At 70.4% G+C, this 17707-nt stretch carries 20 protein-coding genes; 14 read left to right on the forward strand and 6 right to left on the reverse strand.

The window, feature by feature from the left end; all coding sequences use genetic code 11:
- Window positions 1-12: 12 nt before the first annotated feature.
- The 3 genes from ACIA8E_RS28185 (at window position 13) to ACIA8E_RS28195 (ending at window position 1485) form a co-directional block, all read left to right on the forward strand.
- Window positions 13-663 (forward strand): thymidine kinase, encoded by a 651-nt coding sequence (locus tag ACIA8E_RS28185; protein WP_399302105.1) that lies wholly within the window; start codon window positions 13-15, stop codon window positions 661-663.
- A gap of 82 nt (window positions 664-745) precedes the next feature.
- Complete coding sequence (locus ACIA8E_RS28190) at window positions 746-1069, forward strand: ArsR/SmtB family transcription factor (protein ID WP_399302106.1); 324 nt, start codon at window positions 746-748, stop codon at window positions 1067-1069.
- The gene (locus tag ACIA8E_RS28195; RefSeq protein WP_399302107.1) at window positions 1066-1485 is read left to right on the forward strand and encodes an SRPBCC domain-containing protein; all 420 of its coding nucleotides are present in this window, start codon (window positions 1066-1068) and stop codon (window positions 1483-1485) included. The genes ACIA8E_RS28190 and ACIA8E_RS28195 overlap by 4 nt, the downstream gene beginning before the upstream one ends.
- A gap of 53 nt (window positions 1486-1538) precedes the next feature.
- Here the strand turns inward: ACIA8E_RS28195 and ACIA8E_RS28200 are convergent, their stop codons facing one another.
- Window positions 1539-2315 carry a VOC family protein gene (locus tag ACIA8E_RS28200; RefSeq protein WP_399302108.1) on the reverse strand — a complete coding sequence of 259 codons (777 nt, stop codon included), beginning with the start codon at window positions 2313-2315 and terminating at the stop codon, window positions 1539-1541.
- Between the two features lie 232 nt (window positions 2316-2547).
- Between ACIA8E_RS28200 and ACIA8E_RS28205 the strand changes: the two genes are divergently transcribed.
- Window positions 2548-3375, forward strand: a complete 828-nt coding sequence (locus ACIA8E_RS28205; RefSeq protein WP_399302109.1) for a sulfurtransferase — start codon at window positions 2548-2550, stop codon at window positions 3373-3375.
- 118 nt (window positions 3376-3493) lie between these two features.
- Here the strand turns inward: ACIA8E_RS28205 and sepH are convergent, their stop codons facing one another.
- A complete protein-coding gene (gene sepH / locus ACIA8E_RS28210) occupies window positions 3494-4552 on the reverse strand; it encodes a septation protein SepH (protein WP_399302110.1) in 1059 nt (352 codons plus the stop codon).
- A gap of 496 nt (window positions 4553-5048) precedes the next feature.
- Here sepH and ACIA8E_RS28215 point away from each other — a divergent pair, with 496 nt between their 5' ends.
- Window positions 5049-6002 carry a hypothetical protein gene (locus ACIA8E_RS28215; protein ID WP_399302111.1) on the forward strand — a complete coding sequence of 318 codons (954 nt, stop codon included), beginning with the start codon at window positions 5049-5051 and terminating at the stop codon, window positions 6000-6002.
- Window positions 6003-6018: 16 nt separating this feature from the next.
- Here ACIA8E_RS28215 and ACIA8E_RS28220 read toward each other — a convergent pair whose 3' ends face one another.
- Window positions 6019-7341 carry a D-arabinono-1,4-lactone oxidase gene (locus ACIA8E_RS28220; protein ID WP_399302112.1) on the reverse strand — a complete coding sequence of 441 codons (1323 nt, stop codon included), beginning with the start codon at window positions 7339-7341 and terminating at the stop codon, window positions 6019-6021.
- Complete coding sequence (locus ACIA8E_RS28225) at window positions 7298-8545, reverse strand: MFS transporter (RefSeq protein WP_399302113.1); 1248 nt, start codon at window positions 8543-8545, stop codon at window positions 7298-7300. The genes ACIA8E_RS28220 and ACIA8E_RS28225 overlap by 44 nt, the downstream gene beginning before the upstream one ends.
- Window positions 8546-8709: 164 nt before the next feature.
- On the opposite strand from ACIA8E_RS28225, the gene ACIA8E_RS28230 reads away from it, so the two are divergent.
- Complete coding sequence (locus ACIA8E_RS28230; RefSeq protein WP_399302114.1) at window positions 8710-9837, forward strand: ferrochelatase; 1128 nt, start codon at window positions 8710-8712, stop codon at window positions 9835-9837.
- A gap of 33 nt (window positions 9838-9870) precedes the next feature.
- Window positions 9871-10689: an inositol monophosphatase family protein gene (locus ACIA8E_RS28235; RefSeq protein WP_399302115.1), complete on the forward strand. Its 819-nt coding sequence runs from the start codon at window positions 9871-9873 to the stop codon at window positions 10687-10689.
- Between the two features lie 101 nt (window positions 10690-10790).
- Here ACIA8E_RS28235 and ACIA8E_RS28240 read toward each other — a convergent pair whose 3' ends face one another.
- The gene (locus tag ACIA8E_RS28240) at window positions 10791-10964 is read right to left on the reverse strand and encodes a hypothetical protein (RefSeq protein WP_267000908.1); all 174 of its coding nucleotides are present in this window, start codon (window positions 10962-10964) and stop codon (window positions 10791-10793) included.
- 358 nt (window positions 10965-11322) lie between these two features.
- On the opposite strand from ACIA8E_RS28240, the gene ACIA8E_RS28245 reads away from it, so the two are divergent.
- The 4 genes from ACIA8E_RS28245 to ACIA8E_RS28260 all read left to right on the forward strand — a co-directional run bounded on the left by ACIA8E_RS28245 (window position 11323) and on the right by ACIA8E_RS28260 (window position 14929).
- Window positions 11323-11976, forward strand: coding sequence for a response regulator transcription factor (locus ACIA8E_RS28245; RefSeq protein WP_030927249.1), 654 nt, complete (start codon window positions 11323-11325; stop codon window positions 11974-11976).
- A 6-nt stretch (window positions 11977-11982) separates the two neighbouring features.
- A complete protein-coding gene (locus tag ACIA8E_RS28250; protein ID WP_399302116.1) occupies window positions 11983-13218 on the forward strand; it encodes a sensor histidine kinase in 1236 nt (411 codons plus the stop codon).
- A gap of 406 nt (window positions 13219-13624) precedes the next feature.
- Window positions 13625-13921 carry a DUF4193 domain-containing protein gene (locus ACIA8E_RS28255; RefSeq protein ID WP_003965732.1) on the forward strand — a complete coding sequence of 99 codons (297 nt, stop codon included), beginning with the start codon at window positions 13625-13627 and terminating at the stop codon, window positions 13919-13921.
- Window positions 13922-13933: 12 nt separating this feature from the next.
- Window positions 13934-14929: a hypothetical protein gene (locus ACIA8E_RS28260; protein WP_399302117.1), complete on the forward strand. Its 996-nt coding sequence runs from the start codon at window positions 13934-13936 to the stop codon at window positions 14927-14929.
- A 36-nt stretch (window positions 14930-14965) separates the two neighbouring features.
- Here ACIA8E_RS28260 and ACIA8E_RS28265 read toward each other — a convergent pair whose 3' ends face one another.
- Entirely contained in the window at window positions 14966-15421 is a 456-nt protein-coding gene (locus ACIA8E_RS28265) for a DUF3093 domain-containing protein (protein WP_030973997.1), read from the reverse strand.
- A 58-nt stretch (window positions 15422-15479) separates the two neighbouring features.
- Between ACIA8E_RS28265 and ACIA8E_RS28270 the strand changes: the two genes are divergently transcribed.
- Genes ACIA8E_RS28270 through ACIA8E_RS28280 form a run of 3 tightly spaced genes read left to right on the forward strand, consistent with a single transcriptional unit; the run spans window position 15480 to window position 17375 of the window.
- The gene (locus tag ACIA8E_RS28270; protein ID WP_030973996.1) at window positions 15480-16064 is read left to right on the forward strand and encodes a PaaI family thioesterase; all 585 of its coding nucleotides are present in this window, start codon (window positions 15480-15482) and stop codon (window positions 16062-16064) included.
- Entirely contained in the window at window positions 16064-16600 is a 537-nt protein-coding gene (dut, locus tag ACIA8E_RS28275) for a dUTP diphosphatase (protein WP_030973995.1), read from the forward strand. Before ACIA8E_RS28270 ends, dut begins: the two co-directional genes overlap by 1 nt.
- A 1-nt stretch (window position 16601) precedes the next feature.
- Complete coding sequence (locus ACIA8E_RS28280; protein ID WP_399302118.1) at window positions 16602-17375, forward strand: DUF3710 domain-containing protein; 774 nt, start codon at window positions 16602-16604, stop codon at window positions 17373-17375.
- Window positions 17376-17707 lie beyond the last annotated feature (332 nt).

Below are 17707 nucleotides of genomic sequence, written 5' to 3' on the forward strand. Positions count from 1 at the left end.
GCTCAACCCCTCATGCCCGAGCTTGTGTTCTTCTCCGGAACGATGGACTGCGGAAAGAGCACGCTGGCGCTGCAGATCGGCCACAACCGGTCGGCCCGTGGCCTGCAAGGTGTGATCTTCACCCGTGACGACCGGGCGGGGGAGGGCAAGCTCTCGTCGCGGCTGGGGCTGGTCACGGAGGCCGTCGAGGCCGATGAGGACATGGATGTGTACGCACACCTCGTCGACCACATCACCCGTGGTGGCAGGGCGGACTACGTGATCGTGGACGAGGCCCAGTTCCTCGCCCCCGTACAGATCGACCAGCTCGCGCGGGTCGTCGACGAGCTCGGTCTGGACGTTTTCGCGTTCGGGATCACCACCGACTTCCGGACCAAGTTGTTCCCCGGGTCCCAGCGCCTGATCGAGCTTGCCGACCGGGTCGAGACCCTCCAGGTCGAAGCGCTCTGCTGGTGCGGTGCACGGGCCACGCACAACGCCCGAACCGTGGGTGACGAGATGGTCGTCGAAGGCGCCCAGGTCGTGGTGGGGGATGTCAACCAGCTGGCGGGCGAGGTGGGTTACGAGGTGCTGTGCAGGCGCCACCACCAGCGCAGGATGACCAGCGCGACGGCCCGCGCGGGCGCACTGTCGCCGGACGTTCTCCCGGTCACGCCCGGCTGAGCCGCCGCTGCGGACCGCAGGGCCGCCACCCGCTGCCCGCCGGGTTCCGCGCGCTTGACGTGTCGGAGTTTTCCGACGCATCATGGCGGGCATGGCAGCAGCAGATGTGTTCAGCGCTCTGGCCAACCCGGTGCGGCGCACGCTCCTGGACGCTCTCCGCGACGGCCCACGCGCGGCGGGAGATCTCGCCGGCGCGTTCGAGCTGAGCAGGCCCGCGGTCTCTGAGCACCTGGCGGTGCTCAGAGGCGCGGGGCTGGTGCGTGAGGAACCGCGGGGGCGGTACCGCTACTACCACCTGGAAGCAGCCCCACTGGCCGAGGCTGTCGAGTGGCTGCATCCCTTCGAACGCTACTGGCGAGCCCGGATGGGCGCGCTGAGCGACCTGATCGACGAGGAGAACCGATGACCGGGGCAGAGCCGTCCGTCATTCGTTGCGACCAGTTCATCGCCCATCCGCCGGCGGCGGTCTGGCGGGCACTGACCGACCCCGAACTGCACGCGCGGTGGTGGGCCGCCGGTGACGTGCGGCCGGTGGTGGGGCATCGCTTCACCCTGGACATGGGCACTTGGGGGCATCAGGAGTGCGAGGTGCTGGCTGTCGAGCCCGAGCGCCTCCTGCGCTACAGCTTCGCCCCCGATGCGCTGGGCACCACGATCACCTGGCGGCTTCAGGCCGAGGGGACGGGCACCCGGCTGTTCCTGGAACACGCCGGGTTCGACGTCGACTCGCCTCTGGGCAAAACGGCCTTCCACGGCATGGGTGAGGGGTGGCCGGGCGTCCTGCGGCGCATCGACCGGGCGCTCGCCGCTGGGGACCGGTAGGAGTCCGCACTGACGGGAGACGCCCGGGCGGCGCGGCGATCGGCAGTGGGGGGTCAGCGATCCGCCGATCGTACGATCGTGAAGACCGCGCCCTCCGGGTCCGCGACCGTCGCCACGCGGCCGCTCGATCCCTCCCGCGGCGGCTGCAGCACATGCCCGCCCAGGTCCACCACCCGCGCGGCGGCCTCGTCGGTGTCGGCGACCTCGAAGTACGTCATCCAGTGCGGGCCCCGGTCGCGCGGCAGTGCGCGGCCGACGCCGTGCAGCGAGGCCACCGGGCGGCCGTCCAGATGCAGCGTCTGGTAGTCGAAGTCGGCCGAGACGACGGCTTCCGCCTCGAATCCGAAGACCGCCTGGTAGAACTTGGCGACCGTCGAGGTCTCACTGGTCACCAGCTCGTTCCAGACCGGAGTTCCGGGAGCCCCCGCGAGCGCCGTACCGACGTGCGCCGCGGCCTGCCAGATCCCGAAAACGGCCCCACTCGGGTCGGAGACGATGGCCATCCGGCCCGCTTCGGCCGCGTCGAGCGGCCCGACGCCGACCGTCCCCCCGCAGGAGCGGATCGTCTCCGCCGTCACGTCGGCGTCGTCGGTGGCCAGGTATGTCGTCCAGGCGACCGGCAGGTGCCGGTCGGGCGGCAGCTGTCCGATGCCCGCGACCTCTTTCCCGTCGATCAGCGCGCGGACGTAGGGGCCCAGCTGGTCCGGGCCGGGCGCGAACTCCCAGCCGAACAGGTCGGCGTAGAAATCCTGCGTCGTACACAGACCGTGCACGATCAAGCTCACCCAGCAAGGTGTTCCGGGTGTGCGCCGGGCGGCAGCCTCGGTCATCGTCACTCTCTTCTCGGACCATCGTGGTGGCCGTACGGGGGAACGGGGCCGACGCGCCGACCGGCGGTGCGAGAGGTGTGCGCCCCGTGCAGATGCTTGCACCACCCGGCGCACGATGCGTCCCGGCCGCGCCGCATTTTCCGGTATGTCGACAGAGGAAGACCGGTTTATTGCGATGTGCCCGCTTCGGCGCTGTTACGGGTCTGACGCCTCCTGGGCGAGGATGGCACCCATGAAGCCCATCATCTCCGTATCCGAATGCGTGAGCGAATCGGCGGGGCCACGTCCGCCGGTGCTCCTGGACGTACGTTGGCAACTCGGCGGTCCGCACGGCCTCCCCGACTACGAGGCCGGGCACATCCCGGGCGCGGTCTTTGTCGATCTGGACGCGGAACTTGCCGGACCTGCAGGCAGCGGCGGCCGTCATCCGCTGCCGGACCCGGAGAAATTCGGCGCAGCGATGCGCCGCGCAGGCGTCAGCCGGGACACTCCAGTGGTGGTCTACGACGGGGGCCAGGGCTGGGCCGCCGCGCGCGCCTGGTGGCTGCTGCGCTGGACGGGGCACCCGGATGTCCGCGTGCTGGACGGCGGTGTGGCCGCATGGGAGGGCGAGCTCGCCACCGAGACGCCCACCCCTGCCGAGGGCGACTTCAGGCCCGTGCCCGGTGCACTGCCCCTGCTGGACGCCGACGGCGCGGCGGCAACGGCCCGCTCCGGCCTGCTGCTCGACGCCCGGGCCGCGGAGCGCTACCGGGGTGATGTGGAGCCGATCGACCGGGTCGGTGGTCATATCCCGGGCGCGGTCTCGGCCCCGACCTCCGGGAACGCCGGCGCCGACGGGCGGTTCCTCCCTGCAGAGGTGCTGGCGGCCCGATTCAAGGAGCTCGGCACGGACGGCGCGCCGCAGGTCGGTGTCTACTGCGGCTCCGGCGTCTCCGGTGCGCACGAGGTGCTGGCTCTGGCCGTCGCAGGGATTCCCGCTGCACTGTATGCGGGTTCCTGGTCCGAGTGGTCCGCCGACGAGTCCCGGCCGGTCGCCACGGGCCCCGATCCGCAGTAGCGGCGTCGGTCCCGCCCGTAACCGGAACTGCGGTATTGGGTTCCGGTCGGTTGGACAGAGAGCGCGAGGGCCCGTACGCAGCGGCGTACGGGCCCTCGTCATGCCACGGTCACCCCGGTCAGTCCTGCTTCTTGCGGCGGGTGCCGAAGACGATCTCGTCCCAGCTCGGCACCGCGGCCCGGCGGCCCGGACGGACGCCATCCGCCTCGGCCTGGCGGTCCGTCGTGCCGGTCAGCCGGTCGCGGTGGCCCGCCACCGCTCGCGGCATCAGCACATCCGCATAGGCGGAACCGGCGCCTGCGGAAGCTGCCGGCGGCTCGTCGGCCTCCGGCTCCTGTGCGGCAGGAGTGGTCGTCGGTGGCTCGGGCGGCGCGGGCCGCTCCGGCACCACCATGTCGCCACGGAAACTCGGCACCGCCTCCAGCAGGCTGGTCAGCGAGTCGCGCTCACTGGCCGAGGCGCTGACGACGTGCTCGTCCGGCCCGGGCGGGGGTGGCGGAGCGGGCCGTTCCATCTGGCGGTCGAGGGCCCGGTCCAGCGGCCGGTCGCGCGGCAGCCGCGCGATCCGCGGCACGAACGGGAAGCTCGGCTCCGGCGCGGCGACATCGTCGGTCTCGCCGATCAGCGAACGCGCCTCGTCGTCCACGGCCTGCACCAGCCGGCGCGGCGGGTCGTACGTCCAGCTCGCCGAGTGCGGCTCGCCCGCGACCCGGTACACGAGCAGGACTTCCCAGGTGCCGTCGTCACGGCGCCACGAGTCCCACTGGACGGTTTCCTTGTCGGCGCCGCGCAGCAGGAGTCGCTCCTGCACCGCCTCGCCGAGCTGGGGGCCGGTGTTCTCGCCGGGACGGCGCACGGGAGTCTTCCGGGCCCGCTCGGCCATGAAGGCACGCTCGGCGAGCACGGGGCCCTCGAAGCGGCGGACGCGGTCGACCGGAATTCCGGCGAGCTGAGCGACCTCCTCCGCGGAGGCACCGGCTCGTATCCGGGCCTGGATGTCGCGGGGGCGGAGGTGGCTCTCCACCTCGATCTCGATCTGGCCGAGCCGCGCGCGGTCGTTGCGCACGGCGGCGCGCAGCCGCTCGTCGATCGGAAGCGTGTACTCCGTGCTGTCCGCAGCCTTGAGCACCAGTCGTGTGCCGTCGTTGGAGACGGCCACGACACGCAGTTCGGGCATGGGGACCTCCCGGGTGGTGCCTGCCGACGTCACGTGCGTCGCTGCTTCCGCTAGTCGAGTGTGGCCTGCCCGGGTGCAGCCTGCCACAACATTGCCGTGTTGCCCGGCGTGTCGGGCGTGAGCCCTTGATCGCCGGTATGACACGGTGACCTATTGTGCGACGCTGAGTGACCATCTGTCACCCTGCGTAGCTGGCCTCCGTGCGATGCCGTGGCGCCGCCGGATCGAGTGCCTCCTTCGGCCCCCTCCCGAAGATCCCGGACGCCACGTGGGAGTCCGGCCTCAGGGCTCGCCACAGTACTCCATTCGGGCCATGGGGGTGGACCGGCGCGCCGCCGAAGTTCTCGTCAGGCACGGGAGTTCAGCTACCCACTTGGCCGCGATATGCCCATGATGCGTGTCCTGCTTCACAGAATCGCCTGAAGTGGAACCATTTACTTCGCCCAATTGTCCCTTCCTGTTGCATGGTGGGAGAGATGTCAATCAAGGGCTGGGAATGGTGCAGAAGCCGGAAACTGACATAGAACCCAAGGAAAGGCGTATAGATCTGAACGTGCCGCAGGTGGCGGGGAGTGCCGTGGCAGCGGTCGCGGCAGCCGTGGCGGCCTCGCAACTGGGCGTGTACGGAACGATTGTCGGAGCCGGAGTGATGAGCGTCGTCGCCACCTGCGGCGGCTCCGTCTTCCAGCACTTCTTCCGCCGTACGGGCGAGCAGATCCGTGAAGTCACGGTATATACGCGGGAGACGCGGGACACCCGTGGGGCGCGCGAGGCGTGTGGACCGGGGAGCGCGCGGCGGTTGGCGGACGCATCCGTGGACGCCACGACGGTGCTCCGTACAGTGACGGCCGATCCGGACCGTACGCAACTGCTGGAGCCGCTCACCGGCAACGGGAACCGGCTGCTCGCGTCGTATCCGGCAGCCCCGGACGAGGAGTTCACCGCGTCCACCACCCATGGCACCCGGATCCGAGGCTGGAAGCGGCCCGTGCTCGGCGCGGTGGCGGTCTTCGCCGTGTCCATGGCCGGCATCACCACGTACGAGCTGATCTCCGGCAACGATCTGAGCGGTGGTCAGGGAACGACCGTCGGCTCCGTCGTGCGCGGTGGGGCCCAGGGGCCAGGGCCCGACGACCCGGCGCCTTCGGTCAGCGGCGACCCGGGTCAGGGACGGACGCCGGGTCAGGAGAGCGGCGGGGCGCCGGGCACGGACTCGCAGGACGGGCAGAGCCGGAGTCCGGACGCGGGACAGGGGGACCGTCCCACGACCGAACCGACGCCCACCCCCACGCCCTCGAGCCCGGGTGGCGACGAGACGGCTCCGGCCCCCACGCCCACCCCGAAGCCGAGCGGCGACGGCAGCAGCGTCGCTCCGGACTCCACCGGCGCGGGCATCGCCCCGGGGCAGGAGGCACCCGCCACGACCGGCACGGACACCGGTGGTCGCTGACCGGCTGCTGTCGTGGTCAGTCGCCCAGGACCCGGCGCAGATGGTCGTTGCCGAACAGTCGGTCCGGGTCGAGCCGGTCGCGTACGGCGGTGAACTCGCCGAACCGCGGATACACCCCGGCCAGGTACTCGGCATCGCAGGTGTTGACCTTGCCCCAGTGCGGGCGGCCGCCATGGGCGGTCATGATCCGCTCGACTGCGGTGAAGTACGCCTGGTAGGGCGTGCCCTTGTAGAGATGGACGGCGATGTACGCGCTCTCCCGGCCCGAAGCCGTGGAGAGCGCGATGTCGTCCGCGGGGGCCGTGCGGACCTCCACCGGGAAGCTGATCCGCAGCGGTGAACGGTCGACCATCGCCTTCACTTCGCGCAGCGCGTCGACGGCGGCCTCGCGCGGAAGGGCGTACTCCATCTCCACGAAGCGGACCCGGCGCGGGCTGGTGAAGACCTTGTACGGGATGTCGGTGTACGTACGGGCCGACAGGGCGCGGCTGGAGAGCTTGGCGATCGACGGGATGGCTGCGGGGACCGCCCGGCCGAGCGAACAGGCCACCTGGAAGATCCCGTTGGAGAGGAGCTCGTCCTCGATCCAGCCGCTGACCTTGCCGGGCGGAGCGGCGGGGCCCGCGCTGCGGTTGTTGCGCTTGGTGTTGCAGTTGCCGGTGTGCGGGAACCAGTAGAACTCGAAGTGTTCGTTCTCGGCGACCAGCTGATCGAAGTCGGTCGTGACCTGGTCGAAGGCCATCGGCGCCTCACGGGCCGTCAGCAGGAAGACCGGCTCCACGGCGAATGTGATCGCCGTGATGACACCCAGGGCGCCGAGCCCGATCCGGGCGACGGCGAAGATGTCGGCGTTCTCCTTCTCGGAGCAGGTCAGCACCGTGCCGTCCGCCGTGACCAGTTCCAGGGCGCGGATCTGGGCCGATATGGACGCCGAGTCGCGGCCGGTGCCATGGGTGCCGGTCGAGGTGGCCCCGGCGACCGTCTGCTCCATGATGTCGCCCATGTTGGTGAGCGACAGGCCCTCCCGGGCGAGCGCGGTGTTCAGCCGCTTCAGCGGGGTGCCGGCCTCGACGGTCACCGTCATCGCCTTGCGGTCGATCTCCCGGATGCCGGTGAGCAGATCGGGGCGGATCAGGAGACCGTCGGTGGCCGCGGTCGCGGTGAACGAGTGTCCGGTGCCGACCGGCTTCACCTTCAGACCGTCCTCGGAGGCCTTTCGCAGTGCCTGCACCAGCTCGTCGACGGATGCGGGGGAGGCGGTCCGTGCCGGGCGGGCGGTGACATTGCCTGCCCAGTTACGCCACGCGCTCGTCGTCGTCCGTGCGTAGGTGTCGGTCATCTTCCCCGCGCCTCCCCGTAGGAACCGGCTCGGCCAGCCGGCGATACCCCAGGAACGCCACCGCGGCCGCGAGCGCTCCCGCCACGACGGGCACCGCGTACCCCGCCGCAGCCCCGGACGCGTCGACCACCCAGCCTGCGGCCGAGGAGCCGAGCGCCACACCGACGGCGAGCCCGGTACCGGTCCAGGTCATGCCTTCGGTCAGCTTGGCGCGTGGTACGTGCTGCTCGACGAGGGCCATGGTGGTCACCATCGTCGGTGCGATGGCGAGGCCCGCGACAAAGAGCGCCACAGCCAGAAACGGCAGGTTCCCGGCCAGTTGGAGGGGGATCATACTCACGGCCATCGCGCACACCCCCACCAGCCACCTGGTGGCCGGCTTTCCCTTGAGGCTCAGCAGCCCGAAGACGGCTCCGGCCAGGCAGGACCCCAGCGCGTACACGGCCAGCACCAGGCTCGCCGCGGCCTTGTGGCCGTGGTCCTCCGCGAAGGCCACCGTCACCACATCGATCGCCCCGAAGATCGCGCCGGTCGCCACGAAGGTGGCCACGAGCACCTGAAGACCGGCGGAGCGCAGCGCCGAACCGCTGCTGTGCTGCTCGCGCGGGTGCGGCACCGGCTCCGTGGCACGCTGGGCGGTCAGCCAGAAGACGCCGACGAGCAGAAATCCGGCGGCCAGCAGCGGACCCGCCTCGGGGAACCAGGCGGTGGACAGGCCGATCGAGACGATCGGCCCGAAGATGAAGCACACCTCGTCGACGATCGACTCCCACGAGTACGCGGTGTGCAGCTGCTGTGGCGAACCGTGGTAGATCTCCGCCCAGCGGGCCCGGGTCATCGCACCCACGCTGGGGACGCAGCCGGCGCCCGCCGCGAAGACGAAGAGCGTCCAGTCCGGCAGCCGCTGCTGTGCGCAGATCAGAAGTCCGGCCACCGCCGCTATCGCGACCAGGGTGACCGGACGCAGGACGCGCCGTTGCCCGTGCCGGTCGACGAGCCGGGACACCTGCGGGCCGAGCACCGCGGCCGACATGGCCAGCGTCGCGGAGAGCGCTCCCGCGAGTCCGTATCGGCCGGTGATCTGGGACACCATGGTCACCACGCCGATGCCCATCATGGACAGCGGCATCCGGCCGAAGAAGCCGGCCGCCGAGAACCCCTTGGTGCCGGGGACGGCGAATATCGCACGGTAGGGACTGGGCAAGCGAAGCTCCGGTACAGCGAGGTCATGCGCGGGTGTAATGCGTGAAGGTGGCCGCTACAGCTTACGGGCGGCCAACTGCGCGGGACACCGCGGCAGGTGCCCGACGGGCGCGCCGGTGGACGTCGGTCGACGCGCTGTCACAGGCGGGTGGCAGGATCGTTCCCATGTCCGATCTGTGCGCTCCCGCTCCCTACGACGCCCTGCTGCTGCTCTCCTTCGGCGGACCCGAAGGTCCGGACGACGTGGTCCCGTTCCTGGCGAACGTGACGCGCGGCCGCGGCATCCCCGAGGAGCGGCTCAAGGAGGTCGGCAAGCACTACTTCCTGTTCGGCGGCGTCAGCCCGATCAACGCCCAGAACAGGGCCCTGCTGGACGCCCTGCGCAAGGACTTCGCGGAACACGGACTCGATCTGCCGGTGTACTGGGGAAACCGTAACTGGGCCCCGTACCTCACCGACACCCTGCGCGAGATGGTCGCCGACGGGCACCGCCGCATCGCCGTCCTCGCCACCAGCGCCTACGCCTCGTACTCCGGATGCCGTCAGTACCGCGAGAACCTCGCCGAGTCGCTGGCCGCCCTGGAGGCCGAAGGGCTGCCGGTGCCACGCGTCGACAAGCTCCGGCACTACTTCAACCACCCCGGCTTCGTACGGCCCATGGTGGACGGCGTCCTGAAGTCGCTGGCCGATCTTCCCGAGGACGTCAGGGCCGGGGCCCACCTCGCCTTCACCACGCACTCCATCCCCACCTCCGCCGCCGACACCTCCGGCCCCGAGGAGACGCACGGCGACGGTGGCGCCTATGTGGCCGAGCATCTCGATGTCGCACGGCTGATCGTCGACGCGGTCCGTGATGAGACGGGCACCGACCACCGGTGGCAGCTCGTCTACCAGTCGCGCAGCGGTGCCCCGCACATCCCGTGGCTGGAGCCCGACATCTGCGACCACCTGGAGACGCTCCACGGGGAGGGCGTGCCCGCCGTGGTGATGGCCCCCATCGGCTTCGTCTCGGACCACATGGAAGTCCTGTACGACCTCGACACCGAGGCCACCGCGAAGGCCGCCGAGCTCGGCCTGCCGGTCCGCCGGTCCGCGACGGTCGGCGCCGACCCGCTGTTCGCCGCGGCCGTGCGCGAGCTGGTGCTGGAGCGCGCCGTCACCGAGCAGGGACGCCCGGTGGAGCGGTGCGCGCTCGGGGCGCTCGGCCCGAGCCACGACCTCTGTCCCGTCGGCTGCTGCCCGGCCCGTGCCCTCAAGCCTGCTGCCGCGGGCGCCGACAGTCCCTACGCCTAGGAGCGCTGTACCGCTGTGACCCCTCTGTCCTCTGTGACCGACCCCGTCCTGTCCGAACTGCTCGACCTCGCACAGGAGGCCGCCCGGCGCGCCGGTGCGCTGCTGCGCGACGGCCGCCCTGCCGATCTGGGCGTGGCCGCGACGAAGTCGAGCCCCATCGATGTCGTCACCGAGATGGACATCGCAGCCGAGAAGCTGATCACCGGCTTCCTTGCCGAGCGCCGCCCCCAGGACGGCTTCCTCGGTGAGGAGGGCGCCAGCTCCGCGGGCAGCAGCGGCATCCGCTGGGTCATCGACCCGCTCGACGGCACGGTGAACTACCTCTACGGACTGCCGACATGGGCCGTCTCGATCGCCGCCGAGCGGGACGGCGAGCGGGTCGTGGGCGTGGTGGAGGCCCCGATGCGCGGCGAGACGTATGTCGCGGTTCTCGGCGGCGGTGCGTACGCAAACGGCGGAGTGTACGGCGAGGGTGCCGCGCTGCGCAGCCGGCCCGCGCCGCCGCTCGACCAGGCGCTGGTCTCCACCGGCTTCAACTACGTCACAGACGTCCGCAGGCATCAGGCGGATGTCGCCCAGCAGCTGATCCCGAAGCTGCGTGACATCCGGCGCGGCGGCTCGGCCGCGATCGATCTCTGCGACGTCGCCGCCGGCCGGCTGGACGGCTACTACGAGCGCGGGCTCCATCCCTGGGACCTCGCGGCCGGTGACCTGATCGCCCGGGAGGCGGGCGCCCGCACCGGCGGGCGGCCCGGGCTGGCCGCCGACGGCGAGCTGACACTGGCCGCCACGCCGGGCGTCTTCGAGCCGCTGCAGGCGCTGCTGGAGGAGCTGGGCGCCTGGCACGACTGACGGCACCGCCGACAAAGCCCCTGGTGCGGGCTGTGGCGGACGTTCACGAACGGCACAGGGCCCCGGCGTCGCCAGCGACGCCGGGGCCCTGTGCCGACGACTCAGACGGCCGTGGCGCCGATTTCGACGCCGTGCTCCGCGGCCAGGCGGTGCAGGTCGTCCAGTTCTCCCTGCTCGACGTCCGCGAGGAAGTCGTCGCCCGTCTCACGAGCACGGGTGAGGTCGGACTCAGTCGTCCTGATTCGTTGCAGCAGACCTGCGGTGAAAGCGTCCATGGTGCGCCCCCTCATCGTGGGTCGGTGGCACGGGGGTGTGCCCGGGTTTCCCTCCGCCGAGGGCGGTAGGGCGGGTGATCACGCACTCTCCGGGGGACGGAGCGGCCGTGGAGTGCCACATACATGGCGTGATCGCGGGTGTGAATTCGTCCTCCCCAGCCCCGGGCTCAGAGAAACCTCAACTGGCCCGGAAATCCGGTGAATTCCTGGAAGCCGCAGGTCGTGCCGCGCCGCCTTACCGCCGGTTTATACGCGTTGCGGGCAGGATGGTGCCGCACAGACAGTGCTCCTGAGCGGCCCGGATCACGGTCCGTGCGTTCATTCGGACGTTCTGAAGTTTCAAAGGAAGGACAGCGCCGTGCGCGTACTCGTCGTGGAGGACGAGCAGCTGCTCGCCGATGCGGTGGCCACCGGACTGCGCCGGGAGGCCATGGCCGTCGACGTCGTGTACGACGGTGCGGCCGCCCTGGAGCGCATCGAGGTCAACGACTACGACGTGGTGGTGCTGGACCGGGACCTCCCCCTGGTGCACGGCGACGACGTCTGCCGTCGCATCGTCGAGCTGGGCATGCCGACCCGGGTGCTCATGCTCACCGCATCCGGGGACGTCAGCGACCGCGTCGAGGGCCTGGAGCTCGGCGCCGACGACTATCTGCCCAAGCCGTTCGCCTTCAGCGAGCTGACCGCGCGGGTACGGGCTCTCGGACGCCGTACGACGGTCGCGCTGCCGCCCGTCCTGGAGCGCGCCGGCATCAAGCTGGACCCCAACCGCCGCGAGGTCTTCCGCGACGAGCACGAGATCCAGCTCGCGCCGAAGGAGTTCGCCGTGCTGGAGGTGCTCATGCGCAGCGAGGGAGCTGTCGTCTCGGCGGAGCAGCTGCTGGAGAAGGCCTGGGACGAGAACACCGACCCGTTCACCAACGTCGTGCGGGTGACGGTCATGACGCTGCGCCGCAAACTCGGAGAGCCGCCGGTGATCGTCACCGTGCCCGGCTCCGGCTACCGGATCTGACGGCCGGTGTCTGCCGCCCCGGCGCCGCCCACGGCGCCCCCGAAGCCCACCTGGGACCCCAAACAGCTGGAGCCCCCGTACCCCTGGCTGCGCCCGACCATCCGGATACGGCTCACCCTCCTCTACGGCGGGATGTTCCTGATCGCCGGCATCCTGCTGCTCTCGATCATCTACATGCTGGCCGCACAGGCCCTGCACGTGGGCAGCGAACTGCCGTTCAAGATCGTGAGCGGCCAGGTGTCCAGTGACGTGTGCAACCTGTCCGGTGAGGGATCGTCGCCGAGCGCTGTCAACGCGGCCATGAACTCGTGCGTCAACCATCAGCGCCAGCAGGCGCTCGACACGCTCCTGAACCGCTCGCTGCTGGCCCTCGTCGGCCTCAGCGTCATCGCCTTCGCCTTCGGCTACGCCATGGCTGGGCGGGTGCTCTCCCCGCTGGGCCGGATCACCAGGACCGCCCGCCAGGTCGCCGGTACGGACCTGTCCCGGCGGATCGAGCTGGACGGTCCGGACGACGAGCTCAAGGAGCTCGCCGACACCTTCGACGACATGCTCGACCGACTGGAACGGGCCTTCACCGCGCAGCAGCGGTTCGTCGGGAACGCCTCGCACGAGCTGCGCACCCCGCTCGCGATCAATCGCACGTTGCTGGAGGTCCATCTCTCCGACCCGCAGGCGCCGCCGGAGCTTCAGCAGCTCGGCAAGACCCTGCTGGCCACCAATGAGCGAAGCGAGCAGCTGGTCGAGGGTCTGCTGCTGCTCGCCCGGAGCGACAACCAGATCATCGAGCGCAAACCGGTCGACCTGGCCGAGGTCGCCTCCCGGGCGCTCGACCAGACGCGCGGCGAAGCCGAGGACAAGGGCGTGGAGTTCCGCGGCGAGATCGTGCCCGCCGTCGTCCAGGGCAACGGTGTGCTGCTGGAGCGGATCGCGCTGAACCTCGTCCAGAACGCCGTCCGCTACAACGTCCCGGAGGAGGGCTGGGTGGAGGTCACCACCGAGCTGCAGCCGGGGCAGGCGGTGCTGGTGGTCTCGAACACCGGCCCGGTGGTGCCGGCGTACGAGATCGACAACCTCTTCGAGCCCTTCAGGCGGCTCCGTACGGAGCGAACGGGCAGCGACAAGGGGGTCGGGCTCGGCCTGTCGATCGCGCGGTCCGTGGCGCGGGCTCATGGCGGCCGTATCATCGCCGAGCCCCGTGAGGGTGGTGGTCTCGTGATGCGCGTCACCCTGCCTGTCTGAGAGGCTGGTCCGAGCGATTCGCACACAGATTGCACTGTTCGCTTTGAGCGGAATTTTCGGGACCCGTGCCCGGAAGATCCGTGTGTGATCGATCACAGGAGCGAATTTCGGACCATCCACGCTCCGTGATCAGGCCTCCCACCAAAAATCCGGCAAAAGTCGGGGTTTTCGGGGGTCGATATCACGGGAAGTACACGGGGTGGCGCCCGTGAAGCACGGCGTTCGGACCGTGTACGGTCCCCTTCGCCACCCAAGCCGATCGCTCTCGAGAGGTCCGCTCGGGTGTCGATTGAGTAACAGACCTTGATGTGAGGCAAAATCTCCGCCTCGGGTCGGGCACAAGTCCGGCCTCTCACGCGTTACGTGCGCTGAGACACCGCAGACACCCAGAGGGGGAGTGCGACAAATGGCAACGGATTACGACACCCCACGCAAGACCGATGACGACGTCGACCAGGACAGCCTTGAAGAGCTCAAGGCGCGCCGGAGCGACAAGACGGCGTCCGCCGTCGACGTCGACGAGTTCGACGCGGCCGAAGGACTGGAGCTGCCCGGCGCAGACCTGTCCAATGAAGAGCTCGCTGTAAGGGTCCTGCCCAAGCAGGCCGACGAGTTCACGTGCATGAGCTGCTTCCTCGTGCACCACCGGAGTCAGCTGGCTCGCGAGAAGAACGGCCAGCCGATCTGCCGCGACTGCGACTAGGTTCGGTCGGCCGTGGCAGGCGACACACCGTTCCGGAAGCGGCGCTTGTGGCGTAAGAGGTCGTCGGAGGCGTATCAGGGCGGCACAGGCCCGGTGGAAGGCGTAGCAGCGCCTGCCGAGCGGTCCGCCCTGCCACCCCCTCCGGGCGAGTCTGACGACGAGCGGGGCCGCTGGGCCTCGCTCGAAGCAGTGGAAGCCGCCATCGCGGCAGAGGTGGCACGAGCAGGACGAGTAGCAGCACCAGCAGTCGACGCGGCCGATGGGGCCGAGCAGCAGGTCGACAGGACGGAGCCCGTGACCGGGGCAGGCCGTCTGCAATCAGTGAAACGGGGCGTCCGCAAGAGCGGGGAGAGCGCCAGGGCGGCGATCGGTCATATCGCCGACCGGATCATCGAAACGGCTCCCCGCGTCCCTGTGCGCGACCTTGCCACCCTGCGCAGGCAGTTCCCGGGACTCGGTCCCGAGGAGCTCGCCGACAAACTCGTCGCAGGCGCGAGCAAGGGCACGGCCACCGTAGGCGCCGGTATCGGCGCGGCGGCCATGATGCCCGTACCGCCGGCCATGCTCGCCGAGCTGGCCGCGGAGATCACCGGCGTGGCCGCGATCGAGATGAAGCTCGTGGCCGAATTGCACGAGGTCTACGGTCAGCGCCCGCCGGGCGGCCTCACCCAGCGCAGCACCGCGTATCTCACCTCCTGGACGGAGGAGCGCGGCATCGACGCCAGCCACCCCACGACGATCAATGCGGCGCTGGGCGGTCAGATGAGGCGGGAGCTCCGCCAGCAGATCATGAAGCGCATGGCGCGCGATCTGCCGAACCTGATTCCGTTCATGGTCGGCGCCGCCGTCGGCGCGATGATGAACCGCCGCGACACGAAGAAGCTTGCCGAGAAGGTCAGGAAGGACCTGCGCAAGGGCCAGGTCCCCTGGGACCGGCTTCCGGAGCAGCCGCCGCTGGAGCGCCCCCGGAAGCGGCACAAGGACCTTCCGAAGGAGATCGAGGGCTGACCCCTCCCGTGCAGCCGCCGTCGGGGGCCGTGCGTCCTACGCCCGTACAGCCGTGAGCGCCGCCACCAGGGCCTGCGGCTCCCGGGTCGACAGATAGACGTACGGGGTCGGGTCCTGCGGGTCCGTGACCTCTACCCGTACCGCCGTGGGGATGTAGCTCCGCAGCAGCATGAACGCGCGGGTGTCCGCCTTGTACGAGCGCCACGCGCGCGCCTCTTCGGCGTCCAGTGCCTCGGCCGTGCCGAGCGCCGACACCGGGATCCGGGCGTCGCCCGCGACCAGGGCGCCCGCCACCACCCGGATCCGGGCGGAGCCGTACGAGCTGACCGCGAGCGAGGCCAGGGCGGTGCCGCCGACGAGGCCGGCCAGCAGCGGCAGGGTGCCGAGCGGCAGCAGCATCAGGGCGCAGGCGACGCCGATCAGAAAGGCGATGAGCCACCACGAACGGGGCGCGGTCAGACGTTCGTCGAAAGGCGGGGTGGAAGGCTGCATGAACCCAAGCTTGGCACGGCGCGACCTGCGGGTACCCGCGCGGGTAAGGTCTGCGCCTGTGAGTGGAACATCTGCGGCTCTGAAGCCACCGGCCGGCGCGGTGAAACCGGTCCGGCACCCCGACGCCCCGGCTCCCGGCGAGCTCCTCGGTTCGCACTACGAACACTGTTTCGGTTGCGGCGGGGGGCAGGCACACGGCCTGCACCTCCAGGCGCGGGCCGGCGAGGGTGTGAGTGTCACCGCCGAGTTCACCGTGAAGCCCGCCCACCAGGGCGCTCCGGGACTGGCGCACGGCGGCGTACTGGCCACCGCGCTGGACGAGACGCTCGGCTCGCTGAACTGGCTGCTGCGGGTGATCGCGGTGACCGGACGGCTGGAGACCGACTTCGTGCGTCCGGTGCCGGTGGGCACCGTGCTGCACCTGGACGCCGAGATCACCGCCGTGCACGGCCGGAAGATCTACTCCCGCGCGACCGGCCGGATCGGCGGCCCGGACGGGCCTGTCGCGGTCCGCGCCGAGGCCCTCTTCATCGAGGTCAAGGTCGACCACTTCATCGAGAACGGCCGCCCGGCCGAGATCCAGGCCGCGATGGCCGACCCGGACCAGTCCAAGCGTGTCCGCGCCTTCGAGGTGAACCCGTGATGCGCCATCCCGTCGACGTACTGATTCGCCGGGTCGATCCGGAGGTGCCGATTCCGGCATATGGGCACCCGGGCGACGCAGGGGCCGACCTGGTGACCACCGAGGCCGCCGAACTCGCCCCGGGGGAACGGGTGGTGCTGCCCACCGGCGTGTCGATCGCCCTGCCCGACGGGTACGCCGCGTTCGTGCACCCGCGGTCCGGCCTCGCAGCACGCTGCGGAGTCGCCCTCGTGAATGCCCCGGGGACGGTTGATGCCGGGTACCGTGGAGAGATCAAGGTGATCGTCATCAATCTCGACCCGCGCGAGACCGTACGGTTCGAGCGGTTCGACCGGATTGCCCAACTGGTCGTCCAGCAGGTCGAGAAGGTGCGCTTCCACGAGGTGTCGGAGCTGCCCGGCTCGGCCCGGGGCGAGGGTGGTTTCGGATCCACCGGTGGGCATGCCACCGGTGATGATGTTGATGGCGTCAGGGGCGGGATCACCCAGGGCGGGAACAGCTACGCTTCGGTCGTACCCGACCGGGAAGGACAGTGACGTGTTCGGACGTCGCAAGAAGAGTGGTTCCGCCGAGGATGTGGCGGACGAAGCGCGCGAGGCCGAGCAGGTCGTCGACGAGCTCGATGACACCGACGCCGCCGAGAGCGGTGCGCGCCGGGTGAATCTCCCGCCGGCGCCGCGGCCGGACGGACCGTGGGACATCGACGAGGTCTCCCAGCCCGGCGAGGGCCGGGTCGACCTGGGCGGCATCTTCGTCCCCGGGGTCGAGGGCATGGAGCTGCGCGTCGAGGTCGCCGGAGACGCGATCGTCGCCGCCACCGTCGTGCTGCGCGACAGCGCGATCCAGCTGCAGGCCTTCGCCGCCCCCAAGAAAGAGGGCATCTGGGGCGAGGTCCGCGAGGAGATCGCCACCGGCATCACCAAGCAGGGCGGGATCATCGACGAGCTCGAGGGCCCGCTGGGTTGGGAGCTGCGGGCGCAGGTCCCCGTACAGCTTCCCGACGGGACGAACGGCGTGCAGCTGGTGCGCTTCGTCGGCATCGACGGGCCCCGTTGGTTCCTGCGCGGAGTGATCTCCGGCCAGGGAGCCGTGCAGCCGGAGGCCGCCGGACTGCTGGAAACGATCTTCCGGGACACCGTGGTCGTCCGTGGCGAGGGCCCGATGGCGCCGCGCGACCCGATCGTCCTCAAGCTCCCCAACGACGCCCAGATGGTGCCTGAGGGCGTGCAGCAGGAGGACCAGGAGGGCTCGAAGTTCTCCGGTGGCATGGGTCAGCTCCAGCGCGGACCCGAGATCACCGAGGTGCGCTGAGCCGCCGACCACGGCTCGAGACAGTTCAGGCCGGTGGGCCGTACTTCCCTTCGAGGGAGGTGCGGCCCACCGGCCTTTCTGCGTGCCCGCGCGGCGCGCGTACCGGCGCGTATATGGCGCGCGTATGAGGCACGTATGGGCGCCGTCAAGGGCGCGCCCTTCCCCGTAAGGAAGGCATCAACGCAGGTCGCAGGGGCTTCGAACGGGGGTTTGCTCATGAGGTCCGAAAAATCCGTCCTCATCTAGGAGCACACGGTGGCCGACCTGGCCTTCGTCGTCACCACGATCGCGGTCTTCGCGTTGGTGGCTCTGGTTGCCAAGGGGGTGGCGAA

It is taken from the genome of Streptomyces sp. NPDC051664 (genome assembly GCF_044453545.1).
Classification (GTDB): Bacteria; Actinomycetota; Actinomycetes; order Streptomycetales; family Streptomycetaceae; genus Streptomyces.